The sequence below is a fragment of the Pantoea sp. JV6 genome (assembly GCF_025910055.1).
In the GTDB taxonomy this organism is placed as follows: Bacteria; Pseudomonadota; Gammaproteobacteria; order Enterobacterales; family Enterobacteriaceae; genus Pantoea; species Pantoea agglomerans.
Genome location: NZ_JAPCIM010000013.1, coordinates 26,270 through 49,524 on the forward strand (window position 1 = coordinate 26,270; position 23,255 = coordinate 49,524).

Sequence of the window (23,255 nt, forward strand, 5' to 3'; positions counted from 1 at the left end):
TTGCTCAGGCGCCGCCTGGTGCAGCGCCGCCAAAACGACGCTCCCGCAGAGAGAATGCATTCAGTGCACCTTCAAAAACGTGTTCATCGAAATCCGGCCAGAGCACATCGGTAAAATAGAATTCAGCATAGGCAATCTGCCACAGCAGGAAGTTGCTAATCCGATGCTCTCCCCCGGTCCTTATCACTAAATCCACTGGCGCCAGCTCCTGCATACAGAGCTGCGACGTCAGGCTCTCTTCGGTAATCTGGTCAGGTCGCAGTAATCCTTCCTGAACCTGTTCAGCCAGTTTTTTCACGCCTTCGATAATATCCCAACGGCCGCCATAGTTGGCAGCAATGTTGAGCGTCAGGCCACTATTATTTGCGGTCAGCGTCTCAGAACGGCGAATACGTTCCTGAATACGCGGGCTGAAACGGCTGGTATCGCCAATGACGCGTAAGCGAACATTGTGTTTGTGCAGGCTCTTCACTTCACTATCAAGCGCCCAGACAAAGAGTTCCATTAACGCGGTGACTTCCTGCGGCGGACGACTCCAGTTTTCACTGCTGAAGGCGTAAAGCGTCAGGGCTTCAAGATTGTTACTGACCGCAAAGCTGACGGCACGGCGTACCGATTTAACGCCAGCTTTATGGCCTGAAATGCGCAATTTTCCCTGATTTTTGGCCCAGCGGCCATTGCCATCCATGATGATAGCGACGTGGCGCGGACCGTTTCCCTGCTGGTCATCAGTGTTGTTGTGATTGTTAGACGACATAACGCTTAACCAATTCCTTTCATCAGAAATGCTGTGGTTTCTGAATACATTGCGCCCGATTCAAATCCCGACACACTCTCAGTGCCGGGCCACACCGAATTCGGTGACAGACCGTGAAACGCGAGCCAGCGACTATATCATTTTCACCTGAAGCGAACAAATGGCCTCATAACGATCGGCATCACGACGTGAAACGCGGCAACATTTCTGTCGCCAGCGCGCGCGCAGTGCGATCGATTTCAAGGACAGCGTCCACCGAATCCGGCTCCGGACACACTTGTGCCGCCATCACCTCACTATTAAGCGCGGCAATGTCGGTGAAGCGGATCTGGTGATTCAGGAAAGCCGCGACGGCAACCTCGTTGGCTGCATTTAGCGTGGTGGTCGCCGCCTGCCCTGCATCACAGGCATCAATGGCCAGTTTCAGACAGGGGTAGCGACTAAAATCAGGTTCTGCAAAGGAGAGCGCCGACATGCGGGTAAAATCCAGCGGCGTCACGCCTGCATTGATGCGCGAAGGCCAGGCCATGCTGTGGGCAATCGGCGTACGCATATCAGGAGAACCTAATTGAGCCAGCACGCTGCCATCGCAGTATCGCACCATGGAGTGAATCACCGACTGTGGGTGGAGTATCACTTCCATCTGCGCTGCGCTGGCATTAAACAACCAACGGGCCTCAATGTACTCAAGACCTTTATTCATCATGGTGGCCGAATCGACAGAGATTTTTCTCCCCATCGACCAGTTCGGATGTGCACAGGCCTGATCTGGCGACATGGCGCTGAGATCCGCTAAATCTGTGTCACGAAAAGGACCACCCGATCCCGTAAGGATAATCGACTCAATGCCATTATCCCGCAGGTCAGCGTAACCTAACTGATGCTGGATGGTAGCCGGTAAACTCTGAAAAATGGCGTTATGCTCGCTGTCGACCGGTAGTAACTGTGCGTTATGATGACGCACGGCCTCCATAAACAAACGGCCGCAGGTGACAAGCGATTCTTTGTTGGCCAGCAGCACCGTTTTTCCGGCGCGAATGGCCGCCAGCGTCGGCAGCAAACCCGATGCGCCGACGATCGCCGCCATCACCTGATCCACCTCATCCAGCGCGGCCAGCTCACAGGCTGCCTGAACGCCGGAGAGCACTTCAGTATTGACCCTGATTGCTCTCAGTCGCTCACGCAACGCAGCGGCGGATGCCTCATCTGCCATGCAGGCGTAGCGCGGTGTAAAGGCCGCACACTGCTCGGCCATCAGCGCCACGTTATGGCCGGCAACCAGCGCCGTAATCTGATAAAGCGCCGGGTTGGCGCGCACCACCGCCAGCGTACTGGTGCCGATAGAGCCGGTGGATCCCAGCAGAGTTAATCGCTTCATGAAGCTATCCGTGTGAAGTCAGCGTGCCCACAGGCACAATGTAAAACGCCGCCAGATGTCGCATTCATACGAATACCTCTCTGTACGGCGTTTTGTCCGGCAGTGATGGGATTAGAAATCCATCAGCTCCGTCTCTTTTTCTGACAGTGCAGCATCAACTTTCTTGATGTACGCATCGGTCATTTTTTGCACTTCATCCTGCGCACGACGTTCGTCGTCTTCGCTGATCTCTTTATCTTTCAGCAGCGCTTTGATTTTATCGTTGGCATCGCGACGGACGTTACGTACCGACACACGGCCCTGCTCGGCTTCGCCGCGCACGATTTTAATCAGATCTTTACGACGCTCTTCTGTCAGCGCAGGCAGCGGAACACGGATGTCGGTACCGGCTGAACTTGGGTTCAGACCGAGATCGGACTTCATGATCGCTTTTTCGACTGCCGGACTCAGTGAACGATCAAACACGTTGATTTTCAGCGTGCGTGAATCTTCCACAGTGACAGAAGCCAGCTGACGCAGTGGCGTCGGCGTGCCGTAATATTCGACGACGATGCCGTCGAGCAGCGAAGGTGAAGCACGACCGGTGCGCACTTTGCTGATGGTGGTTTTGAATGCTTCAACGCATTTTTCCATGCGCGTGTCAGCATCTTTTTTGATGTCGTTAATCACGTTGAAACCCTTGGATTCGGTTTGACCTGGCCAGTTCCGGCGTAACCGGAAGCGGGATCGATAATCATCGATAATCCTGACTGGTGCGCGATGCATTATCATCGCGCTGACAGAATATACCTTATTTTATCTCGCCTCGGGTATTAATGCGTAATCAGGGTGCCTTCTTTTTCACCCATCACTACGCGACGCAGTGCGCCAGGCTTATTCATGTTGAAAACACGGATAGGTAATTTGTGGTCACGCGCCAGGGTAAAGGCCGCAAGATCCATCACTTTCAGCTCCTGATCCAGCACTTCAGCATAGGTCAGTTGCTCATACAGCGTTGCGTCCGGGCTTTTCACCGGATCCGCAGAGTAGACGCCGTCTACTTTGGTCGCTTTCAGCACGACGTCCGCTTCAATCTCAATGCCGCGCAGGCACGCTGCAGAGTCAGTGGTGAAGAACGGGTTACCGGTACCGGCGGAGAAGATCACCACACGGTTGTTACGCAGCAGGCTGATCGCTTCTGCCCAGCTGTAGTTGTCACAAACGCCATTCAGTGGAATCGCTGACATCAGGCGTGCATTCACATAGGCGCGGTGCAGTGCATCACGCATCGCCAGGCCATTCATTACGGTTGCCAGCATACCCATGTGGTCACCCACAACGCGGTTCATGCCAGCCTGCTGCAGGCTCGCTCCACGGAACAGGTTCCCTCCGCCAATCACCACGCCAACCTGGATGCCCAGTTCAACCAGCTCTTTTACCTCTTGTGCCATGCGGTCAAGCACACTCGCGTCGATACCAAAACCTTCAGCGCCTTGCAGGGCTTCGCCGCTGAGTTTAAGCAGGATACGTTGATAAACAGGTTTTGCGTTGGTCGCCATGGTCAGTTCTTCCTGGAAGATAGGGTGTAAAGGAGAAGTAAATTCTGATCGATCATCCGCTTACCGCAATGAAATTGCTATTGGGATGAAACTGAAAATGTATCTGTTGCGATTCACAGACAAAAAAGAACCGCCATCTGGCGGTTCTTTCAGAGCATTAAGACTGTTTGGACATTGCTGCAACTTCTGCAGCGAAGTCAGACTCAACTTTCTCGATGCCTTCACCGACTTCGAAGCGGATGAAGTTGATAACGTCAGCGCCCTGCTCTTTCAGAGCCTGGCCAACGGTTTTGCTTGGGTCGATAACGAAAGCCTGACCAGTCAGAGAGACTTCGCCGGTGAATTTCTTCATACGGCCTTCAACCATCTTCTCTGCGATCTCTTTTGGCTTGCCAGACTGCATCGCGATGTCCAGCTGAACCTGGTACTCTTTATCAACCACGTCAGCAGAAACGTCTTCTGGCTTAACGAATTCAGGCTTGCTTGCCGCAACGTGCATCGCGATCTGTTTGATCAGATCTTCGTTAGCGCCTTTGGTTGAAACCAGAACGCCGATACGTGCGCCGTGCAGGTAGCTGCCCAGCTCTGCGCCTTCCAGGATAGCAACGCGACGGATGTTGATGTTCTCACCGATTTTAGCAACCAGTGCAACGCGCTCTTCTTCGAACTGCGCTTTCAGAACTTCAACGTCGGTAACGCGATCAGCTGCAGCCACATCCAGAACTTTGTCTGCGAACGCCTGGAAACCGCCATCTTTTGCAACGAAGTCAGTCTGGCAGTTTACTTCCAGAATCACGCCGTAGTCGCCAACGATCTTGGTTTTGATTACGCCATCAGCAGCAACGTTGCCTGCTTTTTTCGCTGCTTTGATTGCGCCAGACTTACGCATGTTCTCAATCGCCAGCTCAATGTCGCCATTCGCTTCAGTCAGCGCTTTTTTGCAATCCATCATGCCAGCGCCAGTACGCTCACGCAGTTCTTTTACCAATGCAGCGGTAATGTCAGCCATTCCAGAATCCTCGGTTCGTGCCTGTGTACGTTTGCACCAGCAGACACTTATTTGCGGAAAATTTACTCTGTCCCGCCGTCCGGTTGGGGGCGTAACAGACTTAGATAAAATAAAGGGGCCAGTATAGGCCCCTTACAGATCACATCTGAATGCTAAGGGCTCTTATGCAGAGCAAACCTTATTAAGCGTTTTCTAAAGACGCTTCTTCAGCTTGCTCAGCCAGGTCCTGAGAGCGGCCTTCGCGAACGGTGGTCGCAACGGCAGTCAGGTACAGGTTTACAGCACGGATTGCATCGTCGTTACCTGGGATAACGAAATCAACGCCATCTGGATCTGAGTTGGTATCAACGATAGCAAATACCGGGATACCCAGGTTGTTTGCTTCTTTGATTGCGATGTGTTCGTGGTCAGCATCGACAACAAACAGCGCGTCTGGCAGACCGCCCATATCTTTGATACCGCCCAGGCTGTTTTCCAGCTTGGCCAGCTCACGCGCACGCATCAGCGCTTCTTTTTTGGTCAGTTTGTCGAAAGTACCATCCTGAGACTGAATCTCCAGATCTTTCAGACGCTTGATTGACTGACGCACGGTTTTCCAGTTAGTCAGCATGCCACCCAACCAGCGGTGGTTTACGAAGAACTGGTCGCAGCTCAGTGCAGACTCTTTTACCGCCTGAGCAGCAGCACGCTTAGTACCTACGATCAGGATCTTACCTTTACGGGAAGAGATCTTGTTCAGTTCAGCCAGAGCTTCGTTGAACATAGGTACAGTTTTTTCCAGGTTGATGATGTGAACCTTGTTACGAGCACCAAAGATGAATGGCTTCATTTTTGGGTTCCAGTAACGGGTCTGGTGACCGAAGTGAACACCAGCCTGGAGCATGTCGCGCATGGAAACAGTTGCCATGATAAAACCTCTAAAGTTTGATTGGGGTTGGGCCTCCATGTATCCCATACGACCGACCTCTTTCAAGGCACCCCGGCGTATGTGTCGATACATGTGTGTTTTATTACACATAATGAGAGTTATGCGTTTCCTGCTGACCGAAACGGCCATACAGAGAATCGTCGGCGCGCTTTATACCACAACCAGCCCAGGGACGCCAATAAATGATCGCTGACGGAGGTCAGCGCGTTCTCTATTTGGCAGCCCATTTGCTGGCTGCTAACATGACAGCACAGAACTTATTATTGTCGAAAATTTCGACAACTGCGGATTAATTTAATGGCAATTTCAATTAAAACCCCTGAAGAAATCGAAAAAATGCGCGTCGCGGGCCGACTGGCCGCCGAAGTGCTGGAGATGATCGAGCCTTACGTAAAACCGGGTGTGACCACCGGTGAACTGGACCGCATCTGCCACGATCACATTACTCAAAAGCAACAGGCCGTCTCCGCCTGCCTCGGCTATCACGGCTTTCCGAAGTCGGTCTGCATCTCGGTGAATGAAGTGGTGTGCCACGGGATCCCCAGCGATGATCGTCCGTTAAAAGATGGTGATGTAGTGAATATCGATGTCACCGTAATTAAAGATGAATACCACGGCGATACCTCAAAGATGTTTATCGTCGGTAAGCCGACCATTCAGGGCGAACGCTTGTGCCGTGTCACGCAGGAGAGCCTCTATCTCTCACTGCGTCTGATCAAGCCCGGCATCCGCCTGCGCGAACTGGGCCGCGCCATCCAGAAATATGTTGAAGCCAACGACTTCTCTGTGGTGCGCGAATATTGCGGCCACGGTATCGGCAAGGGTTTCCATGAAGAGCCTCAGGTGCTGCATTACGATGCCGATGATGGCGGCGTGGTACTCCAGGCAGGTATGACCTTTACGGTAGAACCGATGGTCAACGCCGGGGATTACCGCATCCGCACCATGAAAGATGGCTGGACGGTAAAAACCAAAGATCGCAGCTTGTCCGCGCAGTATGAGCATACTATTGTGGTGACGGAGAACGGCTGTGAGATTTTAACCCTGCGCAAAGACGACACGCTGCCCGCTATGCTTGTCGCCGAAGGGTAATTCCCCCATTACAGATCAAGCCGGCGCTGAGCCGGCTTTTTTTTGGCTAAAAAAGAGAAGAGCTGCATGAGCGTGAGTCTGTCAGAAGATGTGAAAAACGGTCTGGTCGATTCGCCAGCCGAATGGGGTGACGACCAGCTGACACGTGACATTCTGAAGCCGCGGCTGGAGCAGTTTCAGCAACATCTGGCCGCCGCTTTTGATGCCGGTGAACCCGTTGAGCCGCTGATTGATGCCCGCACGCTGTTTATCGATCGGCTGCTGCGTCGCCTGTGGCGCTTTTTTGGCTTTGATGAGATGCCGGCTATCGCGCTGGTCGCCGTCGGCGGCTATGGCCGTGCCGAGCTGCATCCACTCTCTGATATTGACGTCCTGATCCTGAGCCGCCAGCCGCTGAATGAACAGGCTGCGCAGCGCACCAGCGATCTGTTAACGCTGATGTGGGACCTTAAGCTGGAAGTGGGTCACAGCGTCCGCACGCTGGAAGAGTGCCTGCTGGAGGGGTTATCTGACCTGACCGTTGCCACCAATCTGATTGAGTCACGCATGCTGACCGGCGATGTGGCGCTGTTTCTGGAATTACAGAAAAACATCTTCAGCGATGGTTTCTGGCCCTCATCCTGCTTTTTCGCCGCCAAAATTGAAGAGCAGCAGGAGCGCCACAAGCGTTATCACGGCACCAGCTATAACCTTGAACCGGACATTAAAAGCAGCCCCGGTGGCCTGCGGGACATTCATACGCTGCAGTGGGTCGCCCGACGCCATTTTGGCGCCACCACGCTGGATGAGATGGTCGGCTTTGGTTTCCTCACCGACGCGGAGCGCAGCGAACTCAACGAATGTCAGGCATTTCTCTGGCGCATCCGCTTTGCCCTGCACCTCTCCCTGCCCCGCTACGATAATCGCCTGCTGTTTGATCGCCAGCTCAGCGTGGCACAACGCCTGAATTATCAGGGCGAGGGCAATGAGCCGGTCGAGCGGATGATGAAAGATTTCTATCGGGTCACGCGGCGTATCGGCGAACTGAATCAGATGCTGCTGCAGTTGTTTGATGAGGCGATTCTGGCGCTCTCCACCAGCGAAAAGCCCAGGCCTATTGATGACGATTTCCAGCTGCGTGGCGATTTGATCGATCTGCGCGACGAAACGCTGTTCCGGCGAGAGCCGCAGGCGATTCTGCGCATGTTCTACGTCATGGTGCGTAACGACAGCATCAAAGGGATCTACTCCACCACCCTGCGTCACCTGCGCCATGCGCGTCGTCATCTTAAACAGCCGTTGTGTCAGATCCCGGAAGCGCGCCGCACCTTTATGTCGATTCTGCGACATCCCGGCGCGGTCAGCCGGGCGCTGGTGCCGATGCATCGCTACAGCGTGCTGTGGGCTTATACGCCGCTGTGGGGCCATATCGTCGGACAGATGCAGTTCGATCTGTTTCACGCCTACACCGTAGATGAGCACACCATTCGGGTGTTGCAGAAGCTGGAAAGTTTTGCCAATGAAAGCACCCGTCCGCAGCATCCACTGTGCGTCGAGTTATGGCCGCGCCTGCCGCAGCAGGAGCTGTTGCTGATGGCCGCGCTGCTGCATGACATCGCCAAAGGGCGCGGCGGCGATCACTCCATTCTCGGCGCGCAGGATGCGCTCGATTTTGCTGAAATGCACGGTCTTAACTCACGTGAAACCCAGCTGGTGGCCTGGCTGGTGCGTCATCATCTGCTGATGTCGGTGACAGCACAGCGGCGCGATATTCAGGACCCGACGGTGATACAGCAGTTCGCCGAGGTGATGCAGAATGAGAACCGGCTGCGCTATCTGGTTTGCCTGACCGTAGCCGATATCTGCGCCACCAATGAAAGTCTGTGGAACAGCTGGAAGCAGAGCCTGTTACGCGAGCTCTTTTTCGCCACCGAGAAGCAGTTGCGACGCGGCATGGAAAATAGTCCGGATCTGCGTGAGCGGGTGCGTCATCATCGCCTGCAGGCGCTGGCGCTGCTGCGGATGGACAACATCGATGAAGAGCGTCTGCACCAGATCTGGAATCGCTGCCGCGCTGACTACTTCCTGCGCCATACGCCGAATCAGATCGCCTGGCATGCCCGCCACCTGCTGGTTCACGACCTGAAAAAACCGCTGGTGCTGGTCAGTCCGCAGGCCACGCGCGGCGGGACCGAAATCTTTATCTGGAGTCCCGATCGCCCGCACCTGTTTGCCGCCGTTGCGGGTGAACTCGATCGCCGTAATCTCAGCGTGCACGATGCGCAAATCTTTACCAGCCGCGACGGCATGGCGATGGATACCTTTATTGTGCTGGAGCCGGATGGCAGCCCGCTCTCTCCGGATCGCCATCCGATGATCATTCAGGCGCTGGAGCAGGCGATAACCCAGTCAGAGTGGGCGCCGCCGCGTACCCGCCGTCCGTCGGCCAAACTCAGGCATTTCAGCGTCGATACCGAGGTCAATTTCCTGCCGACGCATACCGATCGTCGCAGCTATCTGGAACTGGTGGCGCTGGATCAGCCAGGCCTGCTGGCGCGGGTCGGTGAAGTCTTTGCCGATCTCGGAGTCTCACTGCATGGCGCACGCATCAGCACCATCGGCGAGCGGGTCGAAGATTTGTTTATTCTGGCCAACAGTGAACGTCAGGCACTGGACGAAGAAATGCGAAAAGCGTTGCGACAACGGTTGACAGAGGCCCTTAATCCAAACGATAAAGTGTGACCAGACTCGATTTGTAAACATTAATCTCTTTACTTGTGTCGGGGTATTGCCCGGCATCGCACATGACAGATCAGGAAAAAAATATGCAACAGTTACAGAGCGTTATTGAATCCGCCTTCGAACGTCGCGCTGACATCACACCCGCCAGCGTCGACAGCGAAACCCGTGATGCCATCAACCAGGTGATCGCCCTGCTGGACAGCGGTGCACTGCGCGTTTCTGAGAAGATCGACGGCGAGTGGGTAACGCATCAGTGGCTGAAGAAAGCCGTACTGCTCTCTTTCCGCATCAATGACAATCAGGTGATGGAAGGTGCAGAAACCCGCTTTTACGACAAAGTGCCGATGAAGTTTGCAGGCTGGGATGAAGCGCGTTTCAAAGAAGCCGGTTTCCGCGTCGTGCCGCCTGCGGCTGTGCGTCAGGGTGCCTATATCGCCCGCAACACGGTGCTGATGCCTTCTTATGTCAACATTGGCGCCTTTGTGGATGAAGGCACCATGGTGGACACCTGGGCAACCGTTGGCTCCTGTGCACAGATTGGTAAAAACGTACACCTTTCTGGCGGCGTGGGTATCGGTGGCGTGCTGGAGCCGCTGCAGGCGAACCCGACCATCATCGAAGATAACTGCTTCATTGGCGCGCGCTCTGAAATCGTTGAAGGCGTGATTGTTGAAGAAGGTTCCGTGATCTCAATGGGCGTTTACATCGGTCAGAGCACCAAAATCTATGACCGCGAGACCGGTGAAGTGCATTACGGCCGTGTTCCTGCGGGTTCCGTAGTGGTCTCAGGTAACCTGCCCTCTAAAGATGGCAGCTACAGCCTCTACTGTGCCGTAATCGTGAAGAAAGTGGATGCGAAAACGCTGGGCAAAACCGGCATCAACGAACTGCTGCGCACCATCGACTGATTTAAGTGACGGGCTGGTTTCCAGCCCGTCATCTTTTCTTTACAGTGATTCCCAAATAACATGCTTCGCGTCGCGAATTAACTGGTGCGTTTAGTTTTTATCCAGGTCATAATCCGCGCCAGTTAAATCCTGTCGCGCAATGTTCATCCCGCTTATTTATGTCTACAGTTGACGGACGTCATGAACAAGTCTGCGCGCTTCTCACTTTTGATGGAAACAACGCTATGTATGACAATCTGAAAAGCTTAGGTATCAGTAACCCGGACGACATTGACCGCTATAGCCTGCGTCAGGAAGCCAATAACGACATTCTGAAAATCTACTTCCGCAAAGATAAAGGTGAGTTTTTCGCGAAGAGCGTCAAATTCAAATATCCGCGCCAGCGCAAAACGGTTGTTGCCGATCACGCGACCCAGGGCTACAAAGAAGTTCAGGAAATAAGCCCGAATCTGCGTTATGTCATCGATGAACTGGACCAGATTTGCCAGCGCGATCAGGTTGAAGTCGATCTGAAACGCAAAATTCTGGATGACCTGCGTCACCTGGAAAGCGTGGTTTCTCACAAGATCACTGAAATTGAATCGGATCTGGAAAAATTAACCCGTAACGGTCGTTAATTTCCTGCCCGACCAGAGAGGCCAGCATTGCTGGCCTTTTTTATGCCGCAAATCTGCACTTCAGCCCTGCTCATCCAGTTGCAAAGCAACATAGAGCAACAGCCTGTCATCAAAATGGCCAAGATTCAGTCCGGTCAGTTCAGAAATCCGGTTCAGCCGGTATTCCAGCGTATTACGATGAATGAACAGCGCACGCGCGGTGGCGCTCGGCTGGACGTTATGGGTAAACCAGGCGATCAGCGTGCGGCGCAGCAAGCCGTTGTTATCCATGCTCTTGAGCTTCGCCAGTGGCCGGGCGAGCTCATTGGCCTGCCAGCCACCCCGCAGGCTGTCGAGCAGCACGGGCAGCACCAGATCCTGATAAAAATAGCTGCGCACCTCGGGCATACGTTGCTTGCCCACCATCATCGTGGTGCGCGCCGTCCGGTAAGAGCGTGCGATGCTGCCGGGTCCGGTAAAGAAGTTGCCCAGCGCGATACGCATCCGAAGATGACCGCTCTCTTTCATCCGCTGTAGTAGCTGCTCTACGCGGCGGCGATGATCTTCCTGATCGTGACGCCCATGCCCATTAAGGGCCGGTTTCAGCACCACCATTTCGGTCAGTGACACAATCGCGATCAGATTGTCCCGCTCCGGCGTGGTCAGCAGCGTTTGCAGCTGCTGTAACTCTGACATCGCGCTGTCTACCCCGAGCTGACCACTATCCACTTCCACCACGGCGACCACACGCGGCTGATTGAGATCGATCCCGAGCCGCTGCGCCCATTCGGTCAGCTGTGGCGACAGGGTATCGCTGCGGATCAGGTTCAGCACCAGCTCTTCACGCAGACGGCTGTCCTGCGCCAGCATATGCAGCAGCCGGGCCTGCTCCAGCATCATCTCTGCGGTCATGCAGACCAGCTCGCCATAATGCCGCAGCGCCAGCGGCTCACCGGTCAGGCCGATCACCCCGACGATGTCACCATCAATGCGCAGCGGCAGGTTAATGCCAGGCCGCACGCCATGGAGATGTTTAGCCACGGCCTCATCGATGTCGACAACGCGCCCCTGAGAGAGCACCAGCAGTGCACCTTCGTGCAACTCCCCAATACGTTCCCGGTCACCGCTGCCGATAATCCGGCCCCGCGCATCCATCACGTTGACATTGCTGTCAATAATTTTCATGGTGCGCGCCACGATATCCTGTGCCAGCCGGGCATCAAGGTGATAGGTAGCCATCCATTACTCCTGAAAAGAGGGGGGAGAAACAGAATACGCATGCACAGCACGCAGAACATTGTGCAATTGCACAGAGCCAGGCCGTCATTTGCCGAATTTGCGGTGAGCATCACACTCTGACGAGGCAGAAAGTGGACATAAAAAAGGCGGACCGCAGTCCGCCTCTTAATCCGTTGCTGTTCTCTTACTGCATCAGCAGATAAATACTGCTGTCGCCGCGTTTCACATTCAGCGCCAGAACGGACGGCTTGCTGTCGAGAACTTTGCGCAGCTCACCCAGGTTGGTCACTACCTGCTGGTTAACGCCCTGGATCACATCGCCCTTTTTCAGGCCGATACGCGCCGCAGCACTGCCCGGTTTCACGTTATCAACCCGGACACCTTTGGCACCCGCTTCGATATTACTGAGATCGGCGCCTTCAATACCGGTGTAGATGGTCGCGGACTGCACTTTTGACTGGCTGCTCTGCTGCAACTGAACAGAGACATCGACCGGTTTGCCGTCACGCAGCAGTCCCAGTTTCAGGGTGGTGCCAACCGGCAGTGAGCCCACTTCCGCACGCAGCGAAGCAAAGCTGCTCAGCGGTTTACCGTTCATCGAGACAATGACGTCACCCGCCTTAATACCGGCTTTGGCGGCCGCTGAGTCTGGCAGCACCTGGCTGACAAAGGCACCACGTTGTGCGTCGACCTTCATCGCTTTTGCCAGCTCAGAGTTCAGCTCAGTCCCCTGCACGCCCAGCTCGCCGCGTTTCACCTGACCAAACTCGACCATCTGTGCCGTCAGGTTTTTCACCATGTTGCTGGGGATAGCAAAGCCGATACCGATGTTGCCGCCATCGGGCGCCAGAATGGCGGTGTTAATCCCGATCAGTTCACCGTTGAGGTTAACCAGCGCACCACCGGAGTTGCCCCGGTTAATGGCCGCATCTGTCTGGATAAAGTTTTCGTAGTTTTCCACGTTCAGGCCACTGCGTCCCAGCGCGGAGACGATACCTGAGGTGACCGTTTCACCCAGACCATAAGGGTTGCCGATCGCCACGGTATAATCGCCGACGCGCAGGTTGTCAGAGTCAGCGATTTTGACTGCGGTAAGATTTTTGGCTTCCTGCAGCTGAATCAGGGCAATGTCAGAGCTGGGATCTTTACCGATGACTTTGGCGTCATAGCGACGACCGTCGCTGAGCTGTACCTGAATTTTGGTGGCATTATTCACGACGTGGTTATTAGTTACCACATAGCCTTTGTCAGCGTTAATGATGACACCCGATCCCAGAGCACGGAATTTTTCCTGCTGTGTATCAGGCACTGGCGCGCCGCCGTTACCGCCTGCACCGTCGCCGTTCTGGCACATCGGTGAACCCTGGAACGGGGAACCATCCTGGCAGAATGGCGAATTGTCGCCAAAGAATTGCTGAAATTGCTGCGGCATACGCGGGGTTTTCACCGTGGTGGTCCCCTCGACGCTGATACTGACCACAGACGGCATCACCTTCTCCAGCATCGGTGCCAGACTTGGCTGTTGCAGGCTATCGGAAGAGGCCGTTTGCGCAGCAGAAACAGTAACAGGGGCGAGCGCCATGCTCAGGCTCAACGCCAGCGCACTTAACATTAAGGTCTTTTTTTTCATTTTTCGTTTCTCAATAAGATTACTGTTCAGACCATTGCTGTGGTCGAAAGGTGAGATAAATGTTTTAGCGCGAAGTTCCTTTAAAAGTTTAAGGCAAAAGTAAAAATTTATTCGCGCTCTTTACAATTGGCGGCTTATTCTACCGCCATCAGTCGTCGGTACTCATCCCAGGCATAGAGATCGGTCATACCACTGATATAATCCTGAATGAGCCGGAAGCGATAATAACGTTCCCACAACAGACGCTGATATTTATGTTCTACAACCAGATTACGCATCTTATGCAAATAGGCTTTACGGTGTTTACCCGAGAGCTTATGAAAAAGCCGGGTTTCGATCGGATGCTGACGCAGGAAATCTTCATTTATCAGCGTGGTAAAGGCTTCGTAATTAAGGCGCATCAGCGGCTGATAGATCTCCAGCAGCCCTTTAATCACCCGGTAACCCTGCAACTCCAGCTGCTCTACTTCAGAATGATTAAAGACCTGCTGGCGCGCAACGGTTTTAAACAATTGCAGTAAGCGGCCCTCTTCACCCTCATCTTCCAGTAGTGCATGGTTAAAACTTCCATCGAATATAGCAGGGAGATTATCAACAAAACGTTTCACCGCATAGCTTACCAGTACGCTCTGAACATTTACGCGGAGTGACATAAAAAATTGATCGCTGCGGCTTCGGCGTTTTTTACTGCAGGCTTCACGCCAGGCTTCGCCAATAGTCCGGCTGAAAGCGTCATTATTTTTAACCGGCCCCCAGGCTTTATTGAGAAACTCATACAAACTTTCAACATTAAAGATATCTTTTTCTACAGCGTCGTCCAAATCGGCAATACAATAGGAGATATCATCCGCAGCTTCCATTATATAAGTCAGCGGAAAACGGTGGTGTTCTTCCATATTGGTGGCAGCACGCAGGTCGGCAATATAATCCTGCTCAGAGAGATAAAACCCAGGCTTCTTCATGAGTACGCTAAATTCGGCGGGCTTTTCCCCCTGCCACCAGGCAGGCGCGGTATATTTCAGGATGCAGGCGACCTGAGAATAACTGAGATTCAGTTGCAGCAGCGTATGCACCATCCGGATCGCCTGCGCATTGCCTTCAAAGTGACAGAGATCCTGGCGGATCATGGCGTTGAGTTGATCAAAGGCTTTACGCTGTGCTTCTCCTTCCACGCCGGCCACCAGCGGATCAACCAGCTCGGCAGAGAGGTTCTCTTCAAACCAGTCGTTAATCGCCGCCTCGCCAAAATGGCCAAAAGGTGGATTACCGACATCATGCATCAGACAGGCCATCTCAATCAGACTTTCAAACGCGCCTTCCAGTTCATCAAGACCATACTGCGCCAGCCCGCCCTGCATCTTCAGGGTTTGCAGAATCTCTTTGGTGATGTAACGCCCGGTCTGCTGCACCTCCAGCGAATGCGTCAGGCGGGAACGAACGGCAGCGTTACGCTCCAGCGGAAACACCTGCGTTTTTTGCTGCAAACGCCGGATAGCGGCGGAGTTTATAATCCGTCCGCGATCGCTCTCAAAATGGCGCGTAATGTAATATTCGCCTTCCGGTTCCTTGCGGCTGTTATAAGGGCGCGAGAAGCTGATCTTCTTCCTGAAATTGATCGCTGACATGGATTACCCCTTATTTTTTCGTGAATTAATCCCCTGAATGCCATGGTAGACTATGCCCTAAATTTTGATTCTTTACATTAGCGGAACTCACTATGAAAGCAGGCATTATTGGCGCGATGGAGCAGGAAGTCACACTGCTGCGCGACAAAATTGAAAACCGTCAAACGCTGTCGCTGGCGGGTTGTGAAATTTATACCGGCACCCTGCAGGGCGTTGAGGTGGCTCTGCTGAAATCGGGCATTGGTAAAACCTCTGCCGCGCTGGGTACCACGCTGCTGCTGCAGCTCTGCAAGCCGGATGTGGTGATCAACACCGGTTCGGCTGGCGGTTTAGCGCCGTCGCTCAGCGTCGGTGATATCGTGGTGTCAGAAGAAGTGCGTTATCACGATGCTGACGTCACCGCTTTTGGTTATGAGCCGGGTCAGATGGCGGGTTGTCCGGCCGCGTTTGTGGCAGACAGCAAGCTTATCGCCGCTGCAGAAGCCTGTATTCAGCAGCTGGATCTGAATGCCGTACGCGGTCTGGTGGTCAGCGGTGATGCCTTTATCAATGGTGCCGAACCGCTGGCGCGCATTCGTAATCTGTTCCCACAGGCGATTGCCGTTGAGATGGAAGCCACCGCTATCGGCCATGTCTGTCATCAATTCCAGGTGCCTTTTGTAGTAGTCCGCGCCATTTCCGACGTGGCCGATAAGCAATCTCACCTCAGCTTTGATGAGTTCTTAAGCGTTGCGGCGAAGCAATCTTCGCTGATGGTGGAGAACCTGCTGGCGCATCTGGCGCGTGGCTAAAACGCGACTCCTCTGCTGGCTGCTGCTGTTAAGCGGCAGCCTGCTGGCTTCCCCGCCACGCGTGATTACCCTCTCCCCTCACCTTACCGAACTCGCCTTTGCTGCCGGGATTACCCCGATTGCGGTCAGCGCCTGGTCCGACTATCCGCCGCAGGCGAAACAGATTGAGCAGGTCGCAAACTGGCAGGGCATCAAGGCTGAACGTATTCTGCAGCTTAAGCCGGATCTGGTATTAGCCTGGCGAGGCGGTAATCCGCAGCGGCAGATTGACCAGCTACAGCAGCTCGGCGTGCCGGTTAAATGGATTGATCCGCTGACGCTGGATGAGATGTTCACGGCGCTGGCCGATCTGGGCCACTGGAGTCCCAGACCGGAGCAGGCAACTCGCGCTGCCCGCCAGTTACGTCAGCAGGAAGCCGCGCTGCGTCAGCGCTATGCTCATCTGACTGCGGTTCCGCTTTTTTTGCAATTTGGTCAGCAGCCCCTGTTTACCGCCGCCAGAGCCACGCTGCAGAATGAAATTATTACGTTATGTGGTGGCAGGAACATCTTTGCTGACAGCCGCGTCAGCTGGCCGCAGGTCAGCCGTGAGCAGGTGCTGATGCGCCATCCTCAGGCCGTTGTGACGGGTGGCAGTGCGCAGCAGGCGGAAAACATCCGGGTGTTCTGGCGACCGCAGCTGGATGTACCGGTGATTGCCATCAACGAGGACTGGCTTAGCCGGCCAGGCCCGCGACTGCTGCTGGCCGCGCAGCAACTCTGTGCGGCCCTGCATCCCGATGAATAAATCGGCGAATTGATTAAAGTCACTGCGATTTTTGCCGTTGATCAATACCAGAGACGAACGCGCCACGTATGCTCGCCGTCCTTTTAGCGCTCCGGCGCTTTTTTAAAACACCAGGAACCTTATATGACCAGAGCACTGCTGCTGGCCATAGGGCTGTCGATCGCCGGTTCTGCCTTTGCAGGATCGATAAATGGCTCTATTGGCGCCAGACTTGTCATCTATTCACGCTGTGAAATCAACACGGCTAACGGTCAGCCCGCGCCGCAGATCAACTGCGGCAGACAGGCAAGCGCGCAGCCGCGCGTAACAAACGGCCAGATTCAATCGCAGGGAAGTGTGAAGCAAAGTAACCGGCTGGTCACAATAGAATGGTAAACGAGGCCGTCTGTATGACGGCCTGCATTATCAGATACTGAAGGAAGAGCCACAGCCACAGGTGGTTTTGGCATTCGGGTTGGTCACGATAAAGCGTGAGCCTTCCAGACCTTCCGTGTAATCCACTGAACCGCCCACCAGATATTGCAGGCTCATCGGATCAACCACTAGCGAGACGCCCTGCTTTTCAATCGTCATGTCGCCATCATTCATCTGGTCATCAAAGGTGAAGCCGTACTGGAAACCACTGCAACCGCCACCGGTGATATAGACGCGAAGTTTCAGCGCCGGGTTCTCTTCGTCGGCAATCAGGTTCTTCACCTTGGTGGCTGCGGCGTCGGTAAACTGCAACGGCAGTGCTACTACTTCATCACTCATGTTTTACTCCGGTAAACGCCCAGGTCAGAAAACGACCTTAATTACGCTATTATCAGCCAGCACCTCAGCGCAATCAAGCTCTGCCCTTCGCACTCTGTGCCGCTTTCACTCCTGTTAAGGGCACAGAGGGTGAATCCACCTTTCGTCTGCTGCCCCTCTTCCGTAGAATGGCGCAATATTTTTATGAACCGCTGGAGCCGAAAATGAGTAAGTCCGAACAACTGTTTGCCGAGGCACAACGCCTGATCCCGGGTGGGGTAAACTCGCCAGTACGCGCATTTACCGGTGTGGGCGGCGTTCCGCTGTTTATTGAACACGCTGATGGCGCCTATCTCTATGACGCTGACGGCAAAGCCTATATCGACTATGTCGGCTCATGGGGTCCGATGGTGCTGGGTCATAACAACGCGGCGATCCGTAACGCCGTGATTGAAGCGGCACAGCGCGGCTTAAGTTTTGGCGCACCGACCGAAATGGAAGTGACCATGGCACAGCTGGTGTGTGAGCTGGTGCCGAGCATGGAGATGGTGCGGATGGTCAACTCCGGCACCGAAGCGACCATGAGCGCTATCCGTCTGGCGCGTGGCTTTACCGGCCGCGATAAAATCATCAAGTTTGAAGGCTGCTACCACGGCCACGCCGATCATCTGCTGGTGAAAGCCGGCTCCGGTGCGTTAACACTGGGTCAGCCGAACTCGCCGGGCGTACCGGCCGATTTCGCTAAACATACTCTGACCTGCACCTTTAACGATCTCGACTCAGTGCGCAGCGCTTTTGAGCAATATCCCGAGTCGATTGCGGCCATCATCGTTGAGCCGGTGGCTGGCAACATGAACTGCATCCCACCTCAGCCGGAGTTCCTGCCGGGTCTGCGTTCACTGTGTGATGAGTTCGGCGCACTGCTGATTATTGATGAAGTGATGACCGGTTTCCGTGTCGCGCTGGGTGGCGCGCAGGCTCATTACAATGTGCGCCCTGATTTGACCTGCCTTGGGAAAATCATTGGTGGCGGAATGCCCGTCGGTGCGTTCGGTGGCCGTCGCGAAGTGATGGCGGCGCTGGCTCCGACCGGTCCGGTTTATCAGGCGGGAACGCTCTCTGGTAACCCAATCGCCATGGCGGCGGGTTTCGCCTGCCTGACGCAGATCGCGCAGCCGGGCACCCATGAGAAGCTGGATGCCCTGACCCGCAAGCTGGCAGAGGGTCTGCGTGAAGCAGCACAACAGCAAAATATCCCGCTGGTGATTAACCATGTTGGCGGGATGTTCGGCCTGTTCTTCACCGATGCTGACAGTGTGACCTGTTACGCCGATGTGACCCGCTGCGATGTGGAGCGCTTTAAAACCTTCTTCCACCTGATGCTTGAAGAGGGCGTTTACTTTGCGCCTTCAGCCTATGAAGCGGGCTTTATGTCGCTGGCGCACAGCGAAGAGGATATTCAGCGCACTGTCGACGCCGCGCGTTGTTGTTTCGCGAAGCTGTAATTGCGGCAGCGTTAGAGGCAAAGACCGGCAGCGGCACCCGGTCCAGGATCTCACAGCAACATAAAACTCAACGCGCAGGGAACACGGGCAGAGGAGGAAAGCGTCCCGCGCCAGGGACAAAAGCGCCGGGAGCGCTTTTGAACAACGCAAAGCGTTGGCCCGTTTACGGGCGCACCTCAAGGATGAGGTGCGTAATAGCGCGGGCCGAGCGTGTCAGGGATGACGGCTTTTGCGTCTTTCCGATCTGACCGTGTTCCCTTCGCAGGCTCAGTCTCACAGCCAATCGGGCCAGACTTTGTTAATAATCTCAGACCGGTTTGCGCCGGTCGTTTTTTAACCTGAACGCCGCAGCAGCCAGATAAAGTAAGGCGCGCCTAAAAAGGTCGCCATCAGCCCGGCGGGGATCTGATCCGGGAATGCCAGCATTCGTCCGCACCAGTCAGCCAGCACCATCAATCCCGCCCCCAGTAATCCTGACAGCAGCAGTTGCGGCAACGCCCGCCGGAATCCCAGCATGCGCGCCATATGGGGCGCCATTAGTCCGACAAAACTCAGCGGACCGATAGTCAGTGTCGCGCTGGCGGTCAGCGCGGCCGCCAGCAGCAGCAGACTCAGCCGCGCAGGCGTCAACGCCATACCGGCCGAGCGTGCGGTAGCGCTTCCCAGCGGCAGCAACGTCAGCCAGCGACTGGCCAGCGGTGCCAGCGACACCAGCACCAGCGCGCAGACTGCGCTCTGAATCGCCTGAGTGCCGCTGATGTTATAGGTCGAGCCGGAGATCCAGCTCAGCAGCCCGCCCATACGCGGATCGCCACTCGCCAGCAGTAGCATCAGCAGGGTGACAAAGGCGCTGTTAAGCGCCATGCCCGCCAGCAGCATTCGTTCAGGTGAAAAGCCACCCCGACTGGCTACCGCCATGATCACCAGCAGCGTCAGCGCCGCGCCCAGCGCACCGGCGGGCAGCAGCCAGGCCAGCGCATCGCCCGGCACAAAGAACATCATCATCACCACGCCAAAAGCGGCACCCGAACTGATGCCCAGCACTTCCGGGCTGGCCATGGGATTGCCGGTCAGCCGCTGAATCAGACTCCCCGCCACGCCCAGCATCAGGCCGGTCACCAGCGCGGCCAGCACGCGCGGTGCGCGCCACGGCAGCAGCGATTGCAGCATCTCACCCGCAGACCAGACCCAGCCCTGCGCATCTCGCCCAAATGCCAGACCGCCCCACCCCAGCAGTGCCAGGATGGCAAGCCCGGTCAGCGCCCAGCGCAGCAGGTTCTGTCGCTCGACGGGCACCTTATCACCCTGATTCAGCGCGGGCGGCACCGAACCGGTGCGCAGTCGCGGCAGCAGCCACAGCAGAATCGGTACGCCGAGCAGCGCCGTGGCGGTGCCGGTCGGGATATCGCGCCAGTGAGTGCTGAGCCACAACACGCAACTGTCCGCCAGCCACAGCAGCAGCGCGCCAGTCAGCGGAGCCAGCAGCATCCGGGTGATGAGCCGTCGTCCACCCAGCATCTTCGCCAGCAGCGGCGCAAACAGCCCGATAAAGCCGATGATACCGGCGACGTTGACCAGCTGTGCGCTGAGCAGGATCGCCAGCCCGAGGCCACCGACACGCGCCACGGAGAGCGCAAGGCCAAGGTTTTTCGCTACGCCATCATCCAGCCCCATCAGCGTCAGCGGACGTAGCAGCGCCAGCGCCAGCACAAACGCCAGCAGCAGGCGCGGCCAGAGTTGCTGCACATTTTCCCAGCTCATCTGATTCAGCGCGCCGGTGCTCCACAGAAACATGTTCTGCAGCTGATCGTGATTGAAGATAGCGAAGATTTGATTCACCGCGCCGCTGTAAAGGCTCAGCACCAGCCCGGCCAGAATCAGCGTCACCGGCGACAGACGTTTGCCCCAGGCCACACCAAACACCAGCGCCCCCACCAGCAGCGCGCCACTGAGCGCGGCAAACTGCTGTGTCAGCGCCCCGCCCGGCAGATGCCACAGTGTTGCCACGGTAATGCCCAGCTGTGCACCGGAAGAGACGCCCAGCGTGGTTGGCTCCGCCAGCGGATTACGCAATATCTGCTGAAACAGCAGACCGGCTAAGCCCAGCCCGGCACCCACCAGCAGCGCCAGTACCGTGCGCGGCAGCAGGCTGTAGTGAAACACCATCTGCGGCAGGCTATCGACCACCGGTGACCAGAGTGCCTGCCACCATTCAGCCTGTGGCAACGCCTGATGCAGATTGACCAGCGTCAGGCTGAGCGCCAGCAGAAACAGCAGGCTGAGGAGGCCTGCGGGAAACAGAGCATGGCGCATCAGTGCGTCTCCAGCGCGCGTTCCAGCACGCGAACAAAGTGCAGCGCCGAGAGCGTCGCACCGTAATACCAGACGGCCGGGACGCGCTGAAAGCGTCCGGTGCGTACAAACGGCAGCGACTGCCATAGCGGGCTGCGCATCAGTTGCTGCATCTCCGCATCGTTATCATGATCAAAACAGATGACATCCACATCCCCGACCTGCGCCAGCTTTTCAATGCCGATCACCGCGCTGCCCCAGAAATTTGTTTCGCCCTGCCAGCCATTTTTCAGGCCCAGCAGAGTCATCACTTCCAGAAACAGACTGTTTTTGCCGAAGGTAATGGCGTGACGACTGTCGAGCAGCGACATCAGCAGGATAGTACGTCCGGCATAGGGAGCCAGCCGCTGGCGCGCCGCCGCCAGCTGATCATCGACCTCGCGCAGATGCTGTTCCGCTCGCGCGCTTAATCCAAGGCGCGCCGCCAGCTGACGCAGCGATGCGCGCGCGGCAGTGAGAGGTTTCCCGTCGCCGCTGTGGAGGTCGAAGCCCATAATGGGCGCGATGCGCGTCAGTTTCTCTTTAGGCGGGCCGTAGCCGTTGGAGCAGAGGATCAGCGACGGCTGCATTTGCGCCATCAGCTCAAGATTGGGTTCAGTGCGCAGACCTACATCGATCACGCCTTCAGGCAGCGGCGGCTCCCCTACCCAGATGTTGTAGTTGTGCAGATCGGCCACGCCCCAGGGCGTGACGCCTAGTGCTATCAGCAGTTCGGTGGGTAACCACTCCAGTGCAATAATCCGACCCGGATTTGGCGTGGCGGCACGCAGGGGAAGCGCACAAAACAGCGGAGAGACTGCCAGCGCCAGCATCAGTCGGCGGCGATTAAGATCGGGCATCATCCTCTCCTTAACAGACAAAACTGACCGGCGCGCCGCCCTGCGGGTGCGGTAAAATGCCCATCGGAATGCCATAAATCGCACCGAGCACCTCAGCCTGCATAATCGCCTCTGCGTCTCCTTCGGCAATCATCGCGCCCTGACGCAGCGCCACCAGATGATCGCAGTAGCGTGCTGCCATATTGATATCGTGCAGCACCGCAATCACGGTTAAGCCGCGCTGCTGGCTCAGCGCTTTTATCAACGCCAGCACCTCAACCTGATGGGCAATATCCAGTGCCGACGTCGGTTCATCCAGCAGCAGACAGCGGCTGTTCTGCGCCACCATCATCGCCAGCCAGGCGCGCTGACGCTCGCCGCCCGACAGGCTATCTACCAGCCGTCCGGCAAAGGCATTAAGCCCGACCTGGGCAATCGCATCCTCTACCCGGTCGCGATCTTCCTGACCAAAGCGCCCCAGCGCGCCGTGCCAGGGATAGCGGCCAATCGCCACCAGTTCACGCACCGTCATCCCTTCGGCTGCCGGTAACTGCTGCGGCAGATAGGCCACCTGACGGGCAAAGGCTTTGCTGTTCCAGCGTCCGACGGGCTGCTGATTCAACAGCACCTCTCCGCTGCTGGCCGCGTGGTGACGACCCAGCATTTTTAACAGTGTTGATTTGCCCGAGCCGTTGTGACCGATCAGCCCGGTCACTTTTCCCGGCGGAAAGGTCAGCGACAGTGGCTGAAGGAGCGTCCGGCCCGGCACTTCAAAACTGGCGTTTTTCAGCGTAAAGGTCGCCTCTTCTGCGTGCGGATACGGCATGGTTATCCCTGTGAACGGGCGCC

21 protein-coding genes are annotated in these 23,255 nt (G+C 55.9%); 8 read left to right on the top strand and 13 right to left on the bottom strand.

Going from position 1 to position 23,255, the window contains the following annotated elements; genetic code table 11:
- Nucleotides 1-4: 4 nt before the first annotated feature.
- The 6 genes from ispU to rpsB all read right to left on the bottom strand — a co-directional run bounded on the left by ispU (nucleotide 5) and on the right by rpsB (nucleotide 5,589).
- The gene (ispU, locus tag OK412_RS14220; RefSeq protein ID WP_010254107.1) at nucleotides 5-757 is read right to left on the bottom strand and encodes a (2E,6E)-farnesyl-diphosphate-specific ditrans,polycis-undecaprenyl-diphosphate synthase; all 753 of its coding nucleotides are present in this window, start codon (nucleotides 755-757) and stop codon (nucleotides 5-7) included.
- 181 nt (nucleotides 758-938) lie between these two features.
- The gene (gene ispC / locus OK412_RS14225; protein ID WP_022625453.1) at nucleotides 939-2,135 is read right to left on the bottom strand and encodes a 1-deoxy-D-xylulose-5-phosphate reductoisomerase; all 1,197 of its coding nucleotides are present in this window, start codon (nucleotides 2,133-2,135) and stop codon (nucleotides 939-941) included.
- 111 nt (nucleotides 2,136-2,246) lie between these two features.
- On the bottom strand, nucleotides 2,247-2,804 hold the full coding sequence (frr, locus tag OK412_RS14230; RefSeq protein WP_010254103.1) for a ribosome recycling factor: 558 nt from the start codon (nucleotides 2,802-2,804) through the stop codon (nucleotides 2,247-2,249).
- Between the two features lie 143 nt (nucleotides 2,805-2,947).
- Nucleotides 2,948-3,673 carry a UMP kinase gene (gene pyrH / locus OK412_RS14235; RefSeq protein ID WP_010254099.1) on the bottom strand — a complete coding sequence of 242 codons (726 nt, stop codon included), beginning with the start codon at nucleotides 3,671-3,673 and terminating at the stop codon, nucleotides 2,948-2,950.
- A 157-nt stretch (nucleotides 3,674-3,830) separates the two neighbouring features.
- Nucleotides 3,831-4,682, bottom strand: coding sequence for a translation elongation factor Ts (gene tsf, locus OK412_RS14240; protein WP_010254097.1), 852 nt, complete (start codon nucleotides 4,680-4,682; stop codon nucleotides 3,831-3,833).
- A 181-nt stretch (nucleotides 4,683-4,863) separates the two neighbouring features.
- Complete coding sequence (gene rpsB, locus OK412_RS14245) at nucleotides 4,864-5,589, bottom strand: 30S ribosomal protein S2 (protein ID WP_008925636.1); 726 nt, start codon at nucleotides 5,587-5,589, stop codon at nucleotides 4,864-4,866.
- Between the two features lie 318 nt (nucleotides 5,590-5,907).
- Between rpsB and map the strand changes: the two genes are divergently transcribed.
- The 4 genes from map to OK412_RS14265 all read left to right on the top strand — a co-directional run bounded on the left by map (nucleotide 5,908) and on the right by OK412_RS14265 (nucleotide 10,948).
- A complete protein-coding gene (gene map / locus OK412_RS14250; protein WP_033767962.1) occupies nucleotides 5,908-6,702 on the top strand; it encodes a type I methionyl aminopeptidase in 795 nt (264 codons plus the stop codon).
- A gap of 66 nt (nucleotides 6,703-6,768) precedes the next feature.
- Nucleotides 6,769-9,423 (top strand): bifunctional uridylyltransferase/uridylyl-removing protein GlnD, encoded by a 2,655-nt coding sequence (gene glnD, locus OK412_RS14255; protein WP_010671860.1) that lies wholly within the window; start codon nucleotides 6,769-6,771, stop codon nucleotides 9,421-9,423.
- 83 nt (nucleotides 9,424-9,506) lie between these two features.
- On the top strand, nucleotides 9,507-10,331 hold the full coding sequence (dapD, locus tag OK412_RS14260; protein WP_010671859.1) for a 2,3,4,5-tetrahydropyridine-2,6-dicarboxylate N-succinyltransferase: 825 nt from the start codon (nucleotides 9,507-9,509) through the stop codon (nucleotides 10,329-10,331).
- Nucleotides 10,332-10,555: 224 nt separating this feature from the next.
- Nucleotides 10,556-10,948, top strand: coding sequence for a DUF3461 family protein (locus OK412_RS14265; RefSeq protein ID WP_010254085.1), 393 nt, complete (start codon nucleotides 10,556-10,558; stop codon nucleotides 10,946-10,948).
- 60 nt (nucleotides 10,949-11,008) lie between these two features.
- On the opposite strand, the gene OK412_RS14270 is transcribed toward OK412_RS14265, so the two are convergent.
- The 3 genes from OK412_RS14270 to dgt form a co-directional block, all read right to left on the bottom strand.
- Nucleotides 11,009-12,166 carry a CdaR family transcriptional regulator gene (locus tag OK412_RS14270; protein ID WP_010254083.1) on the bottom strand — a complete coding sequence of 386 codons (1,158 nt, stop codon included), beginning with the start codon at nucleotides 12,164-12,166 and terminating at the stop codon, nucleotides 11,009-11,011.
- A gap of 184 nt (nucleotides 12,167-12,350) precedes the next feature.
- Nucleotides 12,351-13,796: a serine endoprotease DegP gene (gene degP / locus OK412_RS14275; protein ID WP_010254080.1), complete on the bottom strand. Its 1,446-nt coding sequence runs from the start codon at nucleotides 13,794-13,796 to the stop codon at nucleotides 12,351-12,353.
- 134 nt (nucleotides 13,797-13,930) lie between these two features.
- Complete coding sequence (gene dgt / locus OK412_RS14280) at nucleotides 13,931-15,421, bottom strand: dGTPase (RefSeq protein WP_010254077.1); 1,491 nt, start codon at nucleotides 15,419-15,421, stop codon at nucleotides 13,931-13,933.
- 92 nt (nucleotides 15,422-15,513) lie between these two features.
- Between dgt and mtnN the strand changes: the two genes are divergently transcribed.
- The 3 genes from mtnN (at nucleotide 15,514) to OK412_RS14295 (ending at nucleotide 17,374) form a co-directional block, all read left to right on the top strand.
- On the top strand, nucleotides 15,514-16,212 hold the full coding sequence (gene mtnN / locus OK412_RS14285; protein ID WP_010254075.1) for a 5'-methylthioadenosine/S-adenosylhomocysteine nucleosidase: 699 nt from the start codon (nucleotides 15,514-15,516) through the stop codon (nucleotides 16,210-16,212).
- Nucleotides 16,205-16,999 (top strand): vitamin B12 ABC transporter substrate-binding protein BtuF, encoded by a 795-nt coding sequence (btuF, locus tag OK412_RS14290; RefSeq protein WP_045140762.1) that lies wholly within the window; start codon nucleotides 16,205-16,207, stop codon nucleotides 16,997-16,999. Before mtnN ends, btuF begins: the two co-directional genes overlap by 8 nt.
- A 123-nt stretch (nucleotides 17,000-17,122) precedes the next feature.
- Entirely contained in the window at nucleotides 17,123-17,374 is a 252-nt protein-coding gene (locus tag OK412_RS14295) for a hypothetical protein (RefSeq protein WP_010254068.1), read from the top strand.
- Between the two features lie 30 nt (nucleotides 17,375-17,404).
- Here OK412_RS14295 and erpA read toward each other — a convergent pair whose 3' ends face one another.
- Entirely contained in the window at nucleotides 17,405-17,752 is a 348-nt protein-coding gene (gene erpA / locus OK412_RS14300) for an iron-sulfur cluster insertion protein ErpA (protein ID WP_010254064.1), read from the bottom strand.
- A 203-nt stretch (nucleotides 17,753-17,955) separates the two neighbouring features.
- On the opposite strand from erpA, the gene hemL reads away from it, so the two are divergent.
- On the top strand, nucleotides 17,956-19,236 hold the full coding sequence (gene hemL, locus OK412_RS14305) for a glutamate-1-semialdehyde 2,1-aminomutase (RefSeq protein ID WP_264353266.1): 1,281 nt from the start codon (nucleotides 17,956-17,958) through the stop codon (nucleotides 19,234-19,236).
- 333 nt (nucleotides 19,237-19,569) lie between these two features.
- Here the strand turns inward: hemL and fhuB are convergent, their stop codons facing one another.
- Genes fhuB through fhuC form a run of 3 tightly spaced genes read right to left on the bottom strand, consistent with a single transcriptional unit; the run spans nucleotide 19,570 to nucleotide 23,232 of the window.
- Complete coding sequence (fhuB, locus tag OK412_RS14310) at nucleotides 19,570-21,549, bottom strand: Fe(3+)-hydroxamate ABC transporter permease FhuB (protein WP_264353267.1); 1,980 nt, start codon at nucleotides 21,547-21,549, stop codon at nucleotides 19,570-19,572.
- Entirely contained in the window at nucleotides 21,549-22,427 is an 879-nt protein-coding gene (gene fhuD / locus OK412_RS14315; protein WP_022625447.1) for a Fe(3+)-hydroxamate ABC transporter substrate-binding protein FhuD, read from the bottom strand. The genes fhuB and fhuD overlap by 1 nt, the downstream gene beginning before the upstream one ends.
- A 10-nt stretch (nucleotides 22,428-22,437) precedes the next feature.
- Nucleotides 22,438-23,232 carry a Fe3+-hydroxamate ABC transporter ATP-binding protein FhuC gene (gene fhuC / locus OK412_RS14320; protein ID WP_010254053.1) on the bottom strand — a complete coding sequence of 265 codons (795 nt, stop codon included), beginning with the start codon at nucleotides 23,230-23,232 and terminating at the stop codon, nucleotides 22,438-22,440.
- Nucleotides 23,233-23,255: the final 23 nt, after the last annotated feature.